The 16,272-nt window shown below is 70.0% G+C and carries 10 protein-coding genes; 9 read left to right on the forward strand and 1 reads right to left on the reverse strand.

Annotated elements, in window-relative coordinates; all coding sequences use genetic code 11:
- Positions 1-66: 66 nt before the first annotated feature.
- Entirely contained in the window at positions 67-6,453 is a 6,387-nt protein-coding gene (locus tag ACYQ78_RS13410) for a PxKF domain-containing protein (protein WP_459801132.1), read from the forward strand.
- A gap of 41 nt (positions 6,454-6,494) precedes the next feature.
- On the opposite strand, the gene ACYQ78_RS13415 is transcribed toward ACYQ78_RS13410, so the two are convergent.
- Positions 6,495-7,316, reverse strand: coding sequence for an SDR family NAD(P)-dependent oxidoreductase (locus ACYQ78_RS13415; protein WP_459801133.1), 822 nt, complete (start codon positions 7,314-7,316; stop codon positions 6,495-6,497).
- A 143-nt stretch (positions 7,317-7,459) separates the two neighbouring features.
- Between ACYQ78_RS13415 and ACYQ78_RS13420 the strand changes: the two genes are divergently transcribed.
- The 8 genes from ACYQ78_RS13420 to ACYQ78_RS13455 all read left to right on the forward strand — a co-directional run bounded on the left by ACYQ78_RS13420 (position 7,460) and on the right by ACYQ78_RS13455 (position 16,258).
- Positions 7,460-8,281, forward strand: a complete 822-nt coding sequence (locus ACYQ78_RS13420) for a helix-turn-helix domain-containing protein (RefSeq protein ID WP_459801134.1) — start codon at positions 7,460-7,462, stop codon at positions 8,279-8,281.
- Positions 8,282-8,623: 342 nt separating this feature from the next.
- The gene (locus ACYQ78_RS13425; RefSeq protein WP_459801770.1) at positions 8,624-9,319 is read left to right on the forward strand and encodes a Crp/Fnr family transcriptional regulator; all 696 of its coding nucleotides are present in this window, start codon (positions 8,624-8,626) and stop codon (positions 9,317-9,319) included.
- Between the two features lie 90 nt (positions 9,320-9,409).
- On the forward strand, positions 9,410-10,195 hold the full coding sequence (locus ACYQ78_RS13430) for a hypothetical protein (RefSeq protein ID WP_459801135.1): 786 nt from the start codon (positions 9,410-9,412) through the stop codon (positions 10,193-10,195).
- Positions 10,188-12,272: a hypothetical protein gene (locus ACYQ78_RS13435; protein ID WP_459801136.1), complete on the forward strand. Its 2,085-nt coding sequence runs from the start codon at positions 10,188-10,190 to the stop codon at positions 12,270-12,272. Before ACYQ78_RS13430 ends, ACYQ78_RS13435 begins: the two co-directional genes overlap by 8 nt.
- On the forward strand, positions 12,269-13,186 hold the full coding sequence (locus ACYQ78_RS13440; RefSeq protein WP_459801137.1) for a hypothetical protein: 918 nt from the start codon (positions 12,269-12,271) through the stop codon (positions 13,184-13,186). The genes ACYQ78_RS13435 and ACYQ78_RS13440 overlap by 4 nt, the downstream gene beginning before the upstream one ends.
- Entirely contained in the window at positions 13,183-14,454 is a 1,272-nt protein-coding gene (locus ACYQ78_RS13445) for an OmpA family protein (protein WP_459801138.1), read from the forward strand. Before ACYQ78_RS13440 ends, ACYQ78_RS13445 begins: the two co-directional genes overlap by 4 nt.
- Positions 14,454-15,755 (forward strand): hypothetical protein, encoded by a 1,302-nt coding sequence (locus ACYQ78_RS13450; RefSeq protein WP_459801139.1) that lies wholly within the window; start codon positions 14,454-14,456, stop codon positions 15,753-15,755. Before ACYQ78_RS13445 ends, ACYQ78_RS13450 begins: the two co-directional genes overlap by 1 nt.
- Positions 15,752-16,258, forward strand: coding sequence for a Pycsar system effector family protein (locus ACYQ78_RS13455; protein ID WP_459801140.1), 507 nt, complete (start codon positions 15,752-15,754; stop codon positions 16,256-16,258). Before ACYQ78_RS13450 ends, ACYQ78_RS13455 begins: the two co-directional genes overlap by 4 nt.
- The last annotated feature ends 14 nt before the right edge of the window (positions 16,259-16,272 follow it).

Below are 16,272 nucleotides of genomic sequence, written 5' to 3' on the forward strand. Positions count from 1 at the left end.
CATCCAAGCACGATTCAAGGGAAATTCGTCATCGTCTCGGGTGATCGCCTATTCAAGGAGATACCCGTGCGAAAGTCATTTCCCTTTATCATCCTGGGGCTGGTGGCCGGCCTCCTCGTCCAGCTCGGAGTGGTGCCACAGGCGGCCATGGCCGTTGGGGCGGCCGAACCGCTTCCGCGGGCCTACCGCGTCGACGGCGTGGCCGAGGTTCCCGGCCTCCACACCGACTCGGGACGGCTCGCGCTGTCCGCCGACGGCACCACAGCATTACACCTGTCCCCGAGAGGGGACGATCCACCGGCCCTGGTGGCCACCGACCTGGGCGGCGGTGGGGAGGAGGCCGTCGGGCTCGACCTCCAGGGGCTGCCCGTGCAGCAGGTGAGGGCCGCCGCGATCAGCGGTGACGGAAGGACCGTCGCGTTCCTGGCCACCGCGTCCAGCTCCGCCGAACTGCGGTTGCCGGCCACGGCCGACCCGAACATCAGGGAGGCGATCTTCGTCCGGGACCGGCTCACCGGCGCCACCACCTGGGTGCAGGTCCCCGACCTGGGCGTTCCGGTCTCAGACCACACGCTCCTGGATCTGGACATGAGCGCGGACGGCACGCGGCTGGCCGTGAAACTCTCGCTGCCCCTGCCGGAGTACGAGTCCTTCAGCTCACCGGAGGGCGTGCTGCTGGTCACGCTGTCGGCCGGCGCCGCACCGGTGACCCACGTCGTCCGCCCGGAGGACTTCAGGGACGGCGGGGCCCCCGTGCGGGACTTCGCGCTGTCCGGCGACGGGAAGGTGCTCGCGGTCAACGCGGGCGGCTCCCCGGGGACCCTCATGCGCTTCGACACCACCTCGGGCGACAAGCTGCCCGGCGAGCGCGACCTGACCCAGGCGCAGCAGAACGCCTGGGTTCCCAACCTCGACCAGGCAGGCCGCCGGACCGCCTTCGGCGGCGTCGGCGCAGGCGTGGTCGTGGCCGACCTCGTCACCGGCCCGTCGGCCGACGTGACGCTGGACGCCTCACCCAAGGCGCCGTACGTCTCCGGCGACACCGACTTCGGCCCCGACGACCTGCCCACCTGGGCACGGCTGAGCGCGGACGGCGGCACCGTCGCGTTCCGCCGCTCGGGCGCCCTGTGGACCCAGCCGGCCCAGGCGGGCAGGGCCCCCGCGCTGGCGAGCCCCGGCCTCGACGGCCGGATCGCCGACCCCGTCGTCACCGAGGGCGTCGTCTATCCGGACCTCGTGTACGCCTACGCGATGAGCGCCGACGCGGGAACCGTGACCTTCCTGTCCTCCAGCACGGCCTTCGTCGCACCCCGTACGGACGAGCCGCAGCCCCCGCACCTCTACAGGGCCGTCCCCGCCGACGCCCCCGCGCCCACCTGGCCGGAAGGCGCCGAGTTGACCGCCGAACCGGGCACGACCAGCGTGAACCTCTCCTGGCCCGCCGCGAGCGCCACCGCGCGGACCTACGACGTCAGCGTCAACGGCACGAAGGTCACCACGGTCACCACCACCCAGACCGTACTGACCGGCCTCACCGCGGGCTCGACCGTCGACCTCGCCGTCGTCGCCAGAGACGCCGACGGCCGCGCCTCGGCCCCGCTGACCAGGAGCGTCACCCTTCAGGACGGCGTGCCCCCGGGCCAGGCCCCGCTCTCCGCGGTGTCGGGCCCCGGCGCCCGGGTGCGGCTGACCTGGGAGGCGTCCGGCTCCACCGGCTACCGGGTGCTCCGCGACGGTGTGAAACTGGCCGACCTGGCTCCCGGCGTCACCACCTACGACGACGTGAAGGTCGCCGCCGACACCGAGTACACCTACGCGATCGCCGTGCTGCGCGGCACCGAGCAGATCCCGCTCACCAAGGACGCGCGGGTACGCATCGACACGATGACCGTCACCGAGACGGCCGCCAACCTGCCCAAGGTCGCCGGCTCGACCGTGCTCGCCCTCGGCCGCGAGGCCACCTTCGCCCTGGTCGGTGCGGCGGGCTTCACCGCCACCGCCGATCTCGTCGTGCGCACCGCCGACGACCCGGCCAAGCCGGTGACCGTGGAGCTGAAGGAGGAGCCCGCCGGACGCTATCGGGGCTCCTGGCCGCTGCCCGAGGGTGTCACCGAGATCGTCTCGGGCACCGTCAAGATCGCCGACGGCGCCGGGCATTCGCTGTCCCGGCCGGTCACCGGCCTGCCCGCCACGGTCGGCGGTCTGATCAGGGTCGGCGTCACCGTTCCCGGTGGTCAGCCCGACGGTGTCCGGCTCCAGGTCTGGAGCGACACCACCGGCACGGGATACGTGGCCCAGCCGAAGGAGAACGGCATCATCGCCGTCCCGGTCGTCCCTGCCGCCGACCACAAGATCACCACGCGCCGCTCCGACGGCCTCGACGGCACCCCGCCGAAGACCGTGACGGTGGCCTCCGGCCAGGTCGTCGAGGTGGCCCTCGCTCCCTACGGCCCCGCGTCCCTCACCCTGACCCTGCGCCGTCCCGGCGGCGAGGCGCTGGCCGACGTCCCCGTGGTGCTCACCACCGTGAAGCGGCCCCTGTCCGCGCGTACCGACGCGAACGGGCGGGTGACGTTCGGCACGCTCGACGCGGCCACCGAGGTGACCGCCAAGATCGCGGTGCCCGCGAAGACGCTCGCGGACCACGGTCTGGCCGCCGTACCCGACCGGACCGTGACCCTGGTGCCCGGGAACAACGTCCTCGCCGTCGACGCCGTAGCGCTGCCCAAGGTGACCGTGCGCGGAACCGTCAAGGACGCCGACGGCCGCCCGCTCCGGGCGGAGGTCGTGCTGCGGCAGAAGATCGGCGGCGTCGGGGTCTCCACCCGTACGGAATCGGCCCCCGACGGCACCTGGTCGGCCGAGGTCCACGGCGGCACGCCGACCGTCGCGTCGGCCACCCGGGCCCGCTGGACGACGGACGAGACCGAGGTCGGCACCGGCCCGGTGGAGCTGGTCTTCCCCGAGATGTCCGCCTACGTCATCCGGCCGAAGCTGATCACGGTCTCGCTGGAGGGTGAGCGGTCCGAGCAGGTGCTGGACAACACCACGGCCCAGGCCTACCAGCCCCACGTCCTGTCCGGCGGAGAACGCCGGGCGGTCCATTCCGCCCAGGCGCCGGTCGACGCGCCGCCGGGCGCCACGGTCTCCTTCTGCGCCGACGGCGCCTTCCAGGGCCTGGGCAAGGCATGCGCCGAGGCCGTCACGGGGGACTCCCCCGACATTCCGATGACCGTCGAGATCCACGAGACGTCCCGGATCACCGCCCGCGTGCTCGAACCGGACGGCACCCCCCGGGTCGGCAACGTCTGCCCACGGCTGGAGGGCAACGGCTCGGCGTCGTACCCGGACTTCGTCGGCCCTGGCCTGCGGATGTCCGTGCCCGCCGCGGGCTCCTACGTCCTCACCGTGCGCGCGTGCCGGGAGAACCCGAGCGGTTCCGTCCAGCGTCTCGTGACGGTCCGGGCGGGCGAGCAGCTGAATCTCGGCGATCTCGTCCTCGACCCCGGGACCGGGCTCGTGCAGGGCAAGCGCAGCGGATTCGGCGCCATCGCCGACACCGTGCTCCCCGGCGAGGCCGCCCACCTGCGCGCCGACATCGAATTCCAGGACACCACGCGGGCCGGCACCGCCAGGCTGGCGATCCCCCCGGGCGTCACCGTTCCCGACGGCGGGGTGCTGCGGGACGGGAAGCCGGTGGCGTTCGCCGTCGAGGGCAATGCCGTGGTGATCCCTCTCCCGGCCGCGAAGGCTCGCACGATCGATGTGTACGTCCGCACCCCGCAGACCGCAGGGAACGACCTGCCGTTCTCGATGACGGTCTCCTCGGGCGACCTCACCGAACACCTGGGATCGGCCGCGATCCAGGTGGGAGTGGTCACGCTCGGAGCCCCCGCGTCCAGCAAGACGGGCAGGTTCACCACGTCGGGCCTGGCCCCCGCCGGGGCGCACGTCGCCGTCCGCGACGGCGACACCGTGATCGCGGAGGCCGACGCCGGAGCCGGTGGCCGCTGGCACGCCATCGTGGACGTCGGCACCGGACCCGAGTCGATCAGGCACACTCTGCGCGCCTCCGCCACCGTCGGCGCGGTCGAACTGGATTCCGACCCGGCGACCGTGACCGTCGACCCGTACGCCAGCGTGCTGGAGACGGTGACGATGTCGCAGCAGGGCACCAGCCGGACCTTCCACCCGGCCGACGGCGTCGCCCGTTTCCCCTGGGTGTGGGGCCCTCACTTCGACGTCAGGATCGAGGCCCGGTTCAGCGGCCCGGTCGAGCACCCGCAGGCCGACCTCGGGACGCTGGACCTCGCCCTCACCCCCGTGGCCGGCAAGGAGCACGTCTACGCCGTCTCGACCAGACCGGCGGCCAACGAGGTCGGCGACCTGACGATCACGTACACCCCCGGACGGGACCGGCCGCAACTGCCGCTCCCCGAGGCCCCCGACTCGGCCAGAGGCCTGTTCGACCCGGCGACCGCCGTGCTCGACGACCCCGTGACCGAGGGCGCAGCCGTCAGCCAGCGGTTCACCGCCCCGATTCCGAAACTGGGCCCGAACGCGCAGGGACGCTTCAAACTCACCATCGAACCGCTGCCCGACTACGAACCGGACGCCGCCGCACTCGCCGCCTCCCGCAGATCCGGCGTGCCCGTCTACGGCCCCGTCGTGACCGGGAGCGACCCGCGGAAGATCGCGGAGACCGGCCGCTACACCGCCGAAGTGGTGGCGATCGTCGACATCGGCGCCCTGCCCGACTCGCCGCTGGTCAGGAAGCTGAACGCCGCCGGGTTCATCACCGGCCCGGCCAGGGTCGCCTTCCAGGAGGCCTTCGAGCTGATCACCGATGCGGACTCCCTCTACTCGGCGGAGACCGGCGGCGACAAGTACGACCAGCTCAACCAGATGATGGACATGGCCGTCAAGTGCCAGGACTGGGGCCGCGGCTACATGTACCGCGAGCGCCTGGAGGAGCTGATGAAGCGAGCCCTCGCACTCGACGTCTACAACGCGGTGTCCTCCGTCACGGGCCTGGTCTTCGCCCCGGCGACCTTCGGTGTGAGCGCCGCGGTCTGGGCGGTGACCTGGGTGCTCGGCAAGGCCATCGAAATCTCGCTCAACGACGACATTGACGAGCTCCGCCGCCAGATGAACGGCGACCAGAAGTGCCGCTGGCCGTCGCGGGACACGTCCACCCGCGACCCGAACCGCCCGCGGCCGGACGCCGACATCGACTACCGCTTCGACCCGTCGGGCTACCTGTACGAGGGCCTGGACGAGCGCCGCGTGTCGGGCGTCACCGCGACCCTGATGCGCGCACCCGCCGCCGAAGGGCCGTGGCAGGTGTACGACGCCTCCGTCTACGGCGACCTGAACCCGCAGGTCACCGACGACGAGGGCCGCTATGGCTGGGACGTGCCGGAGGGCTGGTGGAAGGTCGTCTACACCAAGGACGGCTACCTGCCGGCGGAGTCGAGGGCGCTGAAGGTGCTGCCCCCGCACACCGACGTCAACGTCAGCCTGCTCCGCGCCGACCTGGCCGAAGTCTCCAAGATCGAGGTGGATGGCGAGGGCCTCACCGTCACCATGACCCAGCCGACCAAGGTGTCCCAGGCGCTCTCGGGCGCACTGACGGTCACCACCGTCGACGGCGCCGCCGTGGGCGGCCAGTGGACGGCCGTCGCCCCGAAGTCGGACACGCTGGCCATGGCGTTCCGCTTCACCGGCGAGAAGCGCACCGGCGAGGTCAAGGTCGCGGTCGACGGCCTGCTCCAGGACCACGGAGGCCGCGCCATCGCCGACGGTGTTGCGGAGACGCTCGACGTCCGCTGGACCGGCCCTGACACGGCCGGCCCGCAGGTCAGCGTCACCGGCGTGACCGACGGCGCCACCTACCGCCTGCACTCCGTGCCGGTGGCCAAGTGCGTCACCGTCGACCGGGGCTCCGGCGTCGCCACCCAGGCCACCCTGACCCTGACCGGCGGCACCCCCGCCGGAGTCGGGACCTACACGGCGACCTGCTCCGGCGCCAAGGACAACGAAGGCAACGTGACCCCGCCGGTGACGGCGACCTACTCGGTGGTGTACGTCTTCACCGGCTTCGCCGCCCCGATCCAGAACGACGGCGTGGTCAACACCTTCAAGGCCGGCCAGGGGATCCAGATCAAGTGGCGCCTGACCGACGCGTCCGGCGCCCCGATCAACGGCCTCACCACGGCCGCCCTGACCGTCAGCCCGTTCAACTGCCAGACCGGCCAGCCCACCGGGCAGGGACGGGTGCCCGCCGAGGGCGCCGACCAGCTCCAGGTCCTCGGCCACGGCAGCTACCAGGTGATCTGGCGAACCCCGAGGTCGTACGCGGACACGTGCCTGACACTCCACGTCGACACCGGGGAGGGCGCCGCCGCGTCGCACACCGCCCAGTTCCACTTCACCCGCAACGGCTCCCAGTAACCAAACCCGGTGCCGCGCCCTGCAGGGCGCGGCACCGGGATCTACTTCCCCTGCGCGAGCCGCGCGATGTGGTCCCACTGCCGCAGCCCGGCGAGCCGCCCGGAGTACTCGGTCCGCAGCGCCTCCAGGCCACCGGTCCCGAACAGGGCCCGCACAGGCGGCTCGGGCGTATCGGCGAGCGAGAGAAGAGCGTCGGCCGTAGCCGCGGGATCGCCCGGCGCGAAGCCACTGGCCGCCGCCCCCGCGTACAACGCCTCCCGCGCGTGGGCGTACACCGGGTCCGGCCGGACCTGCGGAGACGCAGCCGCGAGATCAGTGGGGAACATGATCGGCTCGATCAACGTGACCCGGATCCCGTACGCCGCCACCTCCGCCGCGAGCGCCTCGCTCATCGCCTCCAGCGCCCACTTGGAAGCCTGGTAGATGCCGAGCGCGGGATAGGCGACCAGCCCCCCGATCGAGGACACCTGCAGAATCCGCCCCGCCCGCCGCTCCCGCATTCCCGGCAGCACGGCCCGGGTGACCCAGAGCGCCCCGAAGAAGTTGACGTCCATCTGCTCCCGGGCCTGCTCCTCCCCCACCTCCTCAACGGCGCCGGTCAGCATGTGCCCCGCGTTGTTGACCAGCACATCGATCCCACCGAACATCACCTCAGCCCTCCGCACGGCCTCGCGAACGGCCCCGGAGTCACGGACATCGAGCCGCAACGGCAGAAGCCGATCGCCGTAACGCTCGGCCAGCGGCTCCAGCGCCGCCGTATCCCGGGCGGTCGCCGCGAGCCGATCACCGCGCGCCAGGATCGCCTCGGCCCAATGCGCGCCCAGCCCCCGCGACGCTCCGGTGAGAAACCAGGTCCTGCTCATGTGGATCTTCTCCATCGTCACCCGGCCGGGCGGTTCCCGGCCGATGACCAGCGTTTCTCCGATCGGCGCCGGTAGGCAGAGTCGACTTACCCAGGGACCGGCGGTCTCTGCCTGCCGGTCCGGCCATGACGCAAACTCGAAGAGTGGACACCAAGCAGCTGGCCGATTTCCTGCGGGTACGCAGGGAGGCGCTCACCCCCGGGGACGTGGGCCTGCCGCTCACGGGGCGTAGACGCACTCCCGGCCTGCGCCGCGAGGAGATCGCCCGCCTGGCCGACATCTCCACGGACTACTACACCCGCCTGGAACAGGACCGCGCCCCACAGCCCTCGCCTGGCGTACTACGGGCGATCACCAGAGCCCTGCGCCTGAGCCTGGACGAACGCGACCACCTCTTCCGCCTGGCCGGACACCGGCCCCCTGACCGGAGGCGCTCCGACGAACACGTCTCGCCGAACCTTCTCGGCGTCCTGGACCGCCTCGTCGATGTTCCGGCTCAGGTGATGACCGACCTCGGAGCCGCCTTGGTCCAAAATGACCTGGCCCGCGCCGTCTTCGGCGACCTGACCCGGCTGCGTGGGTACGCGGGCACGATGGTGTACCGGTGGTTCACCGATCCACGTACGCGGGCCGGGTATCCGGTGCAGGACCACGCGACGGAGTCCCGGGCGCTGGTCGCCGATCTGCGGGCCGCGGCCGGGCGCCGCGATGATGCGCGGGCGGACGAACTGATCAGGCGGTTGCTGCGGGTGAGTGCCGAATTCGAGGCTCTGTGGGATCTGCACGCTGTTGAGGTGATGCGCGGCAGGCGCAAGCGGATCCAGCATCCTGAGGTGGGGCTGCTGGAACTCGACTGCCAGATGCTCTTGGACGAGGAGCGGACACAGATCCTGGCGCTGTTCTCTCCTGTGGCGGGGACACCGACGGCGGAGAGGCTTGCGCTTCTCGGTTCGCTGGCTCGGTGAGGCCAAAAACAAGAAGGCCCGCCCCAGGAATCCTGGAAAGCGGGCCTTTCATGCGAGTGCAGCCGGAGGTACTCGAAACCCCAACCTTCTGATCCGCAGATCTCCCGAGGCCGCAGGCAGATCTTTACAAGATTCGCCCGGTTTTTCCAGACTAGCCCGCTTTAGACGGTATTGATATCGCCAGCACCCTTCCCGGTTTCGCCACGGAGGCGAATATTTGATCGTTAGCGTTCAATTTCAGGACATCCTTCACTTGGCCAGCTAGTTGGTTATATGTGTGATACAACTCGCTTTGGCCGATAGGTGTCGGCAGTGACAGAATGCGCCGGAAGTAGGTTTGTGGTGCGAGAGAGAGGGTGGCCGTCGGGCACCTTTCTCGGCTGCCTGGAGTTTCGTGATCGTCAGCGACTGCTCGGCCTGGGGTCGCACCACACCTTCGCGAAAGGGCACCCCCTCATCAGGCAGGGCGCCCCGTCGAATGTGGTGTATCTGCTGCTCGACGGCCTGGCGACGGTGAGCGCCCACACCGAGAACGGCACATCGACGATGGTCGCAGTCCGCGCCAGCGGTGATGTTTTAGGCGAAATGGGAGTGATGTCAGGGGACACCCGTTTCGCTTCGGTGTTCGTGACGCGCAGGTCGCTGATAAGCACCATCCACGGTGAGAAGTTCAAGCACTTTCTCCAGGAATCACCCGCCGCGGCCATGGCCCTGAACCGCGTTCTCGGTGAACGCCTTCGCCAGGCGAACCGGCGGAGGCTGGATTTCGGCGGGTACACCGCGGAGATTCGGGTGGCTCGGGCCCTTCTGGAACTTGGCATGTGCCATGGCCGCGCGGACGGCGCGCGCATCGTGATCGACCTTCCGCTGACGCAGACCGACCTCGGCGCGCTGGTGGGCGCCAGTGAGGTGACGGCCCAGCGGGCCATCAAGGAACTGCGGACACTCAAGCTCATCGCCTACGAGGGCCGTCGCATCGTGATCATTGACCGGAATCGAATGATCGATTTCGCCGATGTCGGCGGCACGAAGCCGTAGGAATTCCGGTCGCGGCCATCAAATGATGGCTTAGCCCGGACGTACCGGTGCCAAAGTATGCCGATCACCATCTCTTGCACAGGAGAACAGATGAAGCAAGGGCGTTCGACGCGCGAGATCAGGCCCATGATGGTCCTGGATCTGGAGAACTACAGCGGCCTGAACGACGCTCAGCAGGAAGTCGTGCAGCGGGTCACGCGCGAGCTGGTGTTCGCCGCCGCCTCCGAGGCCGAGCTGGTTCTCGACGAACGGGCCGTGCAGTGGTCAGGGGACGGCCTGTTCGCCCTCCTGCCGATCGGCACCTGCGTGGCCGACGTCGCGGAGACCTTCGTCGAGATGTTCGACGCCGCCGTGGCCGGCCATAACAGCAGACGCGGCACCAGCGGCTGGAACTGCCTGCGCTACCGGATCGCCCTGCACGAGGGCCCGGTCGTCCCCGACGCGGCCATGGGCGTCGGCGGCGGGCACGCGGTGGAGGTCAACCGGCTGGCCAACTCCCAGGCCGGGCGCATCGCACTCACCGCCTGTCCGCGCGCCGACCTCGTGGTCATCGCGTCGGAACGGGTCTTCAACGACTACCTCAGCGCGGGCTACAACACGCTGAGCCCCGTGCAGTTCCGCAAGGTCGTGCTCCAGGAGAAGTCGCGCGAGTTCATCGCCTACCTGTACGTCCCCGGCCACGACCTCCACGGTGTACACGAGCTCGACGAGTTCACGCCTGGGAACGTTCCAATTCCCACCACCACAGGTCAGCAGCCGCAGCAGCCGTCCTCGGTCTTCTCCAACACCCTCCACGGCGGCGGCAACGTCGTGAACCAGACGACCGGCCCTCTCAACGTCGGCGGCATCACCATAAGAGGCACCGCACATGAATGAGTTAACACCCCCGGAGCCTGAAGGCGACGAGGCGCGCCCCCAGGACATCCCCGAGCCGGAGGAACCCCCTCCGCCCATCCCCGACGACGAGGACGACACCGTCCCGATCACCTCCCGCCTGTCCGGCGAGGACGACGAACGCCGGCTCCGCGAGGAGAACCTCAACCGGCTGCGGACGACCGCGTACAACAGCGTGTTCTTCCAGACCGCGAGCGGAAACGTCTTCGTCGGCGACCAGGGACCGCGCGTGCAGATCGCGGTGTACGACGAGCGGTCGCTGATGGAAGTGCAGCGCACCCGGGTCCTCACGTCGTCGATGCGGCGGCTCTCCCGGCACCTCGACTCCACGACACTTCTCGGGCTCGAAGGCGAGCCCGACACCGGCCGCATGTTCGCGGCGGTCCACGCGTTATCTCTGTGGGCGGCGCAGGGCGGCCTCGTCGAACGCAAGGTGGCCTGGCTCCGCGTTCCCGACCTCGCCCGGCTGACCGCCGACGACCTGCTCCCGCACCACGGCTACGTCCTGGACGTGGGCGACATGCTCCAGCGATCCAAGAGCGGTGACCTCTGCCGCACCTTGGAGAAGGCGGCGGAAACAGGGGCCTGCCGCCTCATCGTGCTCACCACCGCGCCCAGTCCGGCCGAACTCCGCACCATCCGGCACGATCCCCCCGACCACGGGGAGGTCTTCTCCGTCCACGCCGAGGCGGCCATCAGGCGGAAGAGGCTCACCGCTCTGTCGCTGCCGGAGGAACTGATCGCATGGGGAGGCGCCGCCACCTCGCCCGCGATGAGCAGTCAGCGGGCGCTGATCGCCGTCGACGGACTCGCCGACGGTGAGACCCCGGAGCAGATCAAGGCCGCCCAGCCCGATCCGCTGCGCGGCGTCGTCCAGAACATGCTCTCCAGCGCGACGCCCATGCACCGGTGTTTCCTGATCAGCGCGGCGGTGCTCACGGACGTCCCGATCGTGACCGTGTCCCGGGCCGCGGACCTGCTGGCGATACACCTGGGCATCAAGTCGGGCAAGCCGGGGGCGGGCGACACCACCTCCGACTGGGAGTGGCTGCGTGAATGGGTGAAGGGGGTCGACTACACGATCGAGGGAGCCTCCCGCCGGCTTCAGCTGGCACGGCCAGAACTGGCCTCGATCGTCCTCGATGAGGTATGGGAGCAGGGGCAGACGATCCGCGAGGGTGTGCTGGCCTGGCTCGACACGCTGTCCAGGGAATCCCAGCGCGAGATCAGGATGAAGGCGGCGCACGCCATCGGGAAACTCGCCTCCTACGACTACCCGCTGATCAGCGCGGAGTTCCTCCGCCCCTGGACCAGCGGCCAGGCAGGTCGTGGACGACGGTGGCTGGCCCCGTGGGCGTTCGAGGCGGCGGCCCTCGACGAACGGTCGGTCGTCCGGGTCCGGCGTCAGTTAAGGGACTGGTCGGGCGCCTCGGCCGAAAAGCGGCTCGCCGCCGCCCAGGCGTACGGATCCCACATCGGGCGCAGCGATCCGGAAGAGGCGCTCCAGTCGCTACAGCGCATTCTTCTGCGCTCGACCGCCGGGCAGACCCCGATTCACGACGCCGTCTCCCGGGCCCTCACCGAGATCTACAGCGCCTCCACGGGTGCGCTGATGATCGACGAGCTCGTGAAGTGGGTCGAGACCGGCCATCCGGGTCTGCGCCGGACCGTCACCCTCACCCTCACCCGCCTCACCGCCACCCGAGGCGCCAACCCGCCCAGGCTCGATCTCAAAGCCTTCACCGCCGAACAGTGGATCCGCGCCGAGCCGAAGATCGTCCAGCTGTGGCTGGACGCCCTGGCCTGCGGGGTCTTCGACTCCATCAAGCACTCGATCACCCGGCCCGTCCACGAGATCTGGACCTCACTCGCCCAGTGGACCGGCCGGTGGGACGACGACCCGCGTGTGCCGCCCGTGCTCACCGGGATCTTCTCAGACTGTCCCCCCGATCTCCGTGGCCCGCTGGCCTTCCATCTCCGCCAGTGGAGCCACACCCGAGCCCTCAGCCCCGATATCAGCCGTCATCTGCACGGCGTCATGAAAGGCCGTACGAGATGAGACTGCTGCACCGAATCCGGGCGTGGTGGAGGTCGCTCGGCGCCACCCCCGAACGGAAAGCGCCTCCGTCGATCGGCGGCCGGCACGTCTGCGAGGAACCGGAGCCGAACAACCCGATCAAGCTGGCCCGGGGCATCATGCAGCCGCCGCCCCGGCCCTGCTCCCACCCCGCCGGAGAGGGCGTCCACATCCTGGACGACGCGTTCACGATCACCACTCCGGCGCAGGGAGACGCGCTGCCCTTCCACGTGACCGTGCACGCCACATGGTGCGCCCAGTACAAGACGTCCCGGAGCGGCCGCGACCTGCACGCGGAGGTCGACGCCAAGCGGGTGAACGTGCAGCGGCGCATCCACGACGTGATCCGGGCCACCGCGCGCACCTTCCCACCCTTCCAGCCGGACAAGGCGGAGGAGCAGATCGAGAAGGAACTGGCCGTCGCGCTCTACTCCCCCGTCCACGACTGCGACGAGATCACGATCACGATCTCGACCCGCACCTGGGTCATGGCCAGCGAGGAGGTCCTGGCCTCGCGGCGGACCCTCAGCCTGCAACTCCTGGACGACCACAACAAGCTGGAACTGACCCAATCCCACGTGTGGCGGCTCAACGAGGAACGCGAGCTCTGGCTCACCTTCTTGTCCGCCTGCGAGAGCCACTGGCGCAGCAGGTTCGCCGTGCACCTGGCCGAGCACCCCGTGAACGTCGCCGACGTCATGGGCCGCATGCAGAGCGAGCGCCGCGACGAGGCCGACCGCTACATCACGCTGGTCCAGAACGTCGTCAGCGCCCAGCAGGCGGTCAACGTCTTCGACCTGGTCGTCCAGAGCGACACCATGCTGCGCCGGGCCCTGGAGAGCCTGGGCATCCCGGTTCCCGACCTGGTCACCGACCTGCCGTGGGAGCAGTCATGAGCAGGCGCCTCGGTCCGGCGCTCGCCACCTTCACCCTCGTGGTGGCGGGTTGCTCCTTCCTCGATGTCGACCAGTGGACGCCCGTCCCGTCCGACGGACCCAAAGCCGACGCGTGCGCGTCCATCGAGTCACTCGGCTCCGGCAGCGCGCCGGCCGCCGAGGAGGTGGTGATCGTGGTCGACCGGTCGGCCTCCATGCGCGGGATGACCACGAACGCACCGCCCGACTGGAAGAAAATGATCTTCGGGAACTCGGCGGAGGCGCGGGACGGCGGCGAGATCGGCTTCGGCGTGACGGCGAAGGTCCGGAGCCTGCGCAGCCCGGCCCTCATCAAGATCGGGTCGTTCGACGGCGGCCCCGGAGTGACCTGGCAGCCGCCCATCGCCCTGCCCGAGATCGGCGGCGGCGTGGACATGCAGCAGTGGGTCGCGGCCACCCTCGGCGACTGCCTGGGCTCCGTCTTCACCTCGATCAACGACACCCCCGCCAACAGTAAGGGCACCAACGTGATGGCGGCCTTCGACTCCGTCCAGGCCACCACGGACGCCCCGAAGCGCCTCCTCGTCGTCGCCACCGACGGACTGTCGAGCATCGACTGTACGAGCGTGGAGAAGACCGCAATGCGGGATCTCACCTTCGCCGCCCAGACCGCAGCCTCCTGCCGCACCGGCTCCGACCTGCCCGACCTGAAGGGCTGGCAGGTGGAGATGCCGTGGGTCGGCGTCCAAGGAGAGGGCCGGCAACCGCTCACGGCCCGGCAGCGGACGTGGCTCCAGCGCCTGTGGACCGACATGTGCCGCAAGACGAAGGCGTCCTGCACCGTCGACTCGGCTCCGCTCGAAGCGGCGAAGGGCTCCGCCGACATCGTCGAGAAGGCCGATCTGGAGATCCAGCGCATGGCCTACTCGGAGCCGCCGAATCCCGTACGAGTGGCCGAGCTGGACGGCGACCTCCTCTTCACGACGGGCAAGTACGAGCTCCGGCCGGAGGGTGTGCTGGCGATCCGGGCCTTCGCCGACGAGGTGCTCCCGCTGAGCCCGACCCGGGTCCACGTCGTCGGCCATACCGACGACGTCGGCACCGACCTGGAGAATCAGGTGCTCTCACAACGGCGCGCCAAAGCAGTGCGCGCGGAACTGCAACGTCTCGGCTTCGCCAACATCACGGTGGCGGGCAAGGGCGAGACCCAGCCGGCGATCCGCTCGACCAGTACCTACGCCCGGTCGAAGAACCGGCGCGTCGAGATCAAGTACAAGGTGATCCGCTGATGCGCGACCAGGAGATCCACGGCACGATCGTCGACGCGACGCCCCAGGACAGCGAGCTCACGCACCTGTGCCATCACGGCTGCGACTGCTGGCAGCGCAACTTCGACCGCTACGTCCGCACCACCCCGCGGCGCAGCCCCGGCGACCTCGACCACGCCGAGGCCGGAGCCCTGCTGGACGCCAAGAACCGGTCGGCGAGGCTGGTCCGCCAGCACGCCGAGGCGATGAACGAGGGCAGGGAGCGCCTCATCCGCCTCCACGAAGACGCTGGCCGCACGGTCACCGACCTCCAGGCACAGCTCGCACGCAGGCAACTCTCCAAGGCGGCCCGCGATCTCGAACGGATCGGCGAAAGCGAGATCGCCAACGGCGGGTTCCGCCCGCCCCGCTGGCTCCGGTGGTCGTCGTGGCCGCTCGTGATCCTGGCCGGCGGCTTCGACACCTGGTACTTCCAGCGGATCTTCCAGCGATTCGTCGGCATCGGCCACATCTCGTGGCTCGAGCACGTGCTCACGCTCGTGCCCGGCGTGCTGCTGACCGCCGGGATCATCGTGGCGGGTCACTCGCTGGGCCGGGCCCGCTGGCACGCCAGGAGCTCGGCCAAACACCGGACCCGCCCGCGCTGGTCGATCTTCCTCTCCCGCCTCGGCGCCTGGACCCTCAGGGCCATCCTCCCGATCATGCTGATCTCCAGCATCGCCCTGTGGGCCTCGTTCCGGACCGCCGACATGAGCCGGTCGGCGGGTGCGCTGCCCGTCCTGCCCGCCAGGCTCGTCATCCTGCTCATGGTGACCCTGACCCTGTGCGCCCTGACGGTGAAGGTCGCCGCCTACGACCCGTTCGGAGAAGACCACGCCGCCGCGAGACGCCGCTTCCGGCGCGCCTCCCGCCACGTGACCAGACTCGACGAGGCGGCGGGCGAGGCCGTCCGCTCCTTCGCCACCGCCTGGAGCGACCTCAGCGCTCTCCGGGACGAGGTCGTCGGCAAGATCGCCGAACGCTACGGCGAGGCCTACCACTTCATGATGTACGCGAGGGGCTTCCACACCCAAGCAGGCCCGGTCCCCCCGGCTTTCGCCACCACCGCCGAGCGCCCCCTCACAACTCTCGACCGTCTGGGCCCCGCCTTCGACGAGATCGGCCAGCCCGAACCGGAGCTGGCCGCCCTGCGCCAAGTGGAGGACGAACTCCAGCGCTACCACCCCGACCAGCTGAAAGAGGAACTCGCCACCGCCCGCCGCGACCGCGTGACCCAGAGCGCGACCACGTCACCGGACGAAGAAAACGGCGGCAAACCGTGACACGCCCCGACCCGGCGACGGATCACGCGCTCCGCCTCCTCACCGAAACCCGTGAGGAGGCGGGCCGCGCCGACCTCAAGGCCTCGATCCTGCTCGCCGCCAGCGGAGTGGCGATCAGCGCCCTGCTCGGCGCCCTGATCGCCGGTTCGTGGACCCCGTCCCGCCTCGACGGCGTGGCTTTCCTGTGGTGGCTGGTCGGCCTCCTCGGCGCCACCTCCGTCGCCACCTTCGTGGCGGCCATCTACCCCCGGGAACTCCGCTCCCGCGATCCCGACGGAATCGCCTTCTTCGGAGACGCGGCCGCCCTCGGCTCAGTCGAACGCATCAGCGTGGCGGTGGAGATCGCAGCCCGCAACCACCTCGCGTTGCTCAGCGACCAGATCCTGGTCATGGCGAGAATCGTGACCTTGAAATATCGCCTCATCAAGGTGGGCATCTGGCTGCTGGCCTGCGCGACGTTGTGCTGGGCGGCCACCGCGATCGTGAGTGGCGGGGCCGTCTGACTCCCTGGAATGAC

Source organism: Herbidospora sp. RD11066, from assembly GCF_054661255.1.

Excerpts from the sequence above, each read along its gene's own strand:
- ACYQ78_RS13430 (WP_459801135.1), top strand. The coding sequence starts at position 9,410 with ATGAAGCAAGGGCGTTCGACGCGCGAGATCAGGCCCATGATGGTCCTG.
- ACYQ78_RS13450 (WP_459801139.1), top strand. The coding sequence starts at position 14,454 with ATGCGCGACCAGGAGATCCACGGCACGATCGTCGACGCGACGCCCCAG.
- ACYQ78_RS13440 (WP_459801137.1), top strand. The coding sequence starts at position 12,269 with ATGAGACTGCTGCACCGAATCCGGGCGTGGTGGAGGTCGCTCGGCGCC.
- ACYQ78_RS13415 (WP_459801133.1), bottom strand. The coding sequence starts at position 7,316 with ATGAGCAGGACCTGGTTTCTCACCGGAGCGTCGCGGGGGCTGGGCGCG.
- ACYQ78_RS13435 (WP_459801136.1), top strand. The coding sequence starts at position 10,188 with ATGAATGAGTTAACACCCCCGGAGCCTGAAGGCGACGAGGCGCGCCCC.
- ACYQ78_RS13445 (WP_459801138.1), top strand. The coding sequence starts at position 13,183 with ATGAGCAGGCGCCTCGGTCCGGCGCTCGCCACCTTCACCCTCGTGGTG.